Below are 1651 nucleotides of genomic sequence, written 5' to 3' on the forward strand. Positions count from 1 at the left end.
GTCGCTGCCGACCTGCCCTCACGGTCGGCAGCTTCCGCAATCGAATCGCCATAATAGAGGTTCTTCAGAAAACCCAACCGCTCTTTCCGGCGATCCGCCAATCCCCAGCGACACACTTGGTTCACCATTGAGAGACAATTCATGAGACTGCTACGAAATCGGTCTGACGGTGAATTGCCACCCAACTGCGAATTGACTTATAGTATAAATAGTTGGATAAATAAAAAGATTTTAGATGCGTCACATTTCATGTTGGTATGTGAGACGAAGAAAACTCCTCAAAACAGTTGGAGCGTCCAGTGCACTGTATGCGACCGTAGGAACCATCTCAGCGAAAAGTTCTGAGGGAGATAGTAACAGATTCAAGAAGGATATGCAACGTGCCTTATCGATTGGGAGTTCCCAGGGCAACAAAGGCATGGAAAAATTCTTCGAAGAAAATGGATATTCATATGCTTCAAAGACTGTTGAAGAATCTTTCTCCCTCGGACCAGATGATACTCAAACTGATGATGGGGGAACTCCGGAAATAGAGCCTGACGCAATCAATGACCCGCAGGACGGGGGAGTGAAAGTAACAATCGGAGCCACTGATGGTTCGGACGCCCCAGGTGATACGGACATGTATGCCTGGCTATCGGTTGCGTACAAGTTCTCAGCATCATGTGCTGGAAGTAGTTTTATCCCTGATAGTCATGGTGAAGATCCAAGAGACGCAGCTGGCATCGCATGGAACAGTCGGCAGAACGAATACTTCGAACTTGCCGATGGCGGTGGAGAGAGTGCGATGGACGCAAGTGGTCAAATGGATCACCATGTGAAATGGAACGAAGACCTGCATGAACCAACGGTTGGGAGAACATCGTTCAGATTCGACGATAAGGAGATCTATAACCTGTGGGAGGATGTAGCTGTAGATAATAATGACTGTGGACTACTCGATCCTGGAAAAACAGAAGAGGGAGTTTATCCTGCCGGAGTCTGTGGTGTCTATCTCTCCACTATTGGAGATTGGGAACCGGACCGTCGTGTCGTGCGAGCTTCATATACACATGCTCACGGAGTGCTTAATATTTCACCGACGTTGAGTTTCTCCGCATCTGGTCCAGCAATTGGATTCAGCCCTTCTATCGATATTACTGAACATAGAATTTCAACAGATTCTGACGGGAATAATCTTGAGGTGCATCAATCCGAGATCATCTAGAAAAGTTGTTCTATTACTTCTAAATAGAAGCGATATGTATTTATAATTTTCATATGAAGATCAATATATGGTTTCAATAGTAGATTGTAAGTTGATGCTGTTCGGAATTCAATTATCGTTAATTGGTATAGCTGCCCTACAATTCGTCGCTATCTATAATGCTCTTTTCCCCCTATTTCTGGCCGGTCTGGTGTGCGTCGGAGTGGGGACTGTATTATCAATCATCGGGGTATTTCGATAATTGGTACGAGGGTGACTCCATGAGAATCCCGCTGAAATACCTGGAGCGTGAAGTATGCCATGGAGTCCCGAAGGTCGATCTATGACATGCACCTCCGAGTACAGGAGGGTGACGGACCTCGGATGCGAAGGAACAGGAGAATTGGGATCGCAGCCCGGCCGACCTTAATGATCAAGGAAACTTTTGAAAATCAAGGAACTTCT

General features: G+C 46.3%; 1 protein-coding gene. It reads left to right on the forward strand.

Annotation, left to right across the window (positions count from 1 at the left end):
• The first annotated feature begins 259 nt into the window (after positions 1–259).
• On the forward strand, positions 260–1207 hold the full coding sequence (locus tag BSG09_RS20545; protein WP_139246303.1) for a hypothetical protein: 948 nt from the start codon (positions 260–262) through the stop codon (positions 1205–1207).
• Positions 1208–1651 lie beyond the last annotated feature (444 nt).

The organism is Natrinema hispanicum (assembly GCF_900111485.1).
GTDB lineage: Archaea > Halobacteriota > Halobacteria > Halobacteriales > Natrialbaceae > Natrinema > Natrinema hispanicum_A.